The 971-nt window shown below is 69.2% G+C and carries 1 protein-coding gene; it reads right to left on the bottom strand.

Going from position 1 to position 971, the window contains the following annotated elements:
• Window positions 1-971: OFA family MFS transporter (locus tag G3I60_RS43690; protein ID WP_164608550.1), on the bottom strand; the 971-nt coding region annotated here is incomplete at both ends.

Genomic DNA, 971 nt, shown 5'->3' with positions numbered 1-971 from the left:
CGCTGGACATCGGCGGCCTCCTTCGGTGCGGTGACGTGGTGGCGGGCATCGACGGGGCGGACGAGTTCGTTGGCGACGAAGCCGACGGCGAGCAGTCCGATCATGATGTAGAACGACATCCCGTAGAGCGCCGAGCCGTGCTTGCCGGCCTCCTCCTGCCGGTCGGCGATCCAGTTGACGATCAGCGGGCCGAGGACACCGGCCGTGGACCAGGCGGTGAGCAACCGCCCGTGGATCGCGCCGACCTGGTAGGTCCCGAAGAGGTCCTTCAGATAGGCGGGGACGGTGGCGAAGCCGCCGCCGTAGAAGGAGAGGATCACCAGGGCGCACAGGATGAACAGCGGCTTGGAGGAGTCCCCGAACCAGGCGATCGACGCGTACATGAGCGCGCCCACGCCGAGGTAGACGCGGTAGATGTTCTTGCGGCCGATCAGGTCGGAGGTGGACGACCAGCCGATCCGGCCCGCCATGTTGGCCGCCGACAGCAGCGCGACGAATCCGGCCGCCGCCGACACCGAGACGGGTGTGGAGCTGTCCGCGAAGAAGTCCTTGATCATCGGCGCGGCCTTCTCCAGGATGCCGATGCCCGCAGTCACGTTCATGCAGAGGATGACCCACAGGCACCAGAACTGCGGGGTCCGCACGGCGCTTCGCGCGGAGACCTGGACACCCGTGAGGGCGCTCGGCCCGCTCGCCCCGCCGACGGCGGCGGGCTTCTCGCCGCGCGGCACCCGCACCAGGAGCACCCCGAGCGACATGAACACGGCGTACGTCAGTCCGTGCACGAGGAAGGCGAGCGCGATCCCGGAGCTGTCGGAGCCGAACGACTCCAGCATCTGCGCCGACCAGGGCGAGGCGATGAGCGCGCCGCCGCCGAAGCCCATGATCGCGATGCCGGTGGCCAGGCCGGGCCGGTCCGGGAACCACTTGATGAGGGTCGAGACCGGCGATATGTAGCCGATGCCGAGCCC

The sequence above is a fragment of the Streptomyces sp. SID13666 genome (genome assembly GCF_010548325.1).
In the GTDB taxonomy this organism is placed as follows: Bacteria; Actinomycetota; Actinomycetes; order Streptomycetales; family Streptomycetaceae; genus Actinacidiphila; species Actinacidiphila fildesensis.
The sequence above is the reverse complement of the archived record's forward strand: the minus strand, read 5'-3'. Positions and strand labels throughout refer to the sequence as shown.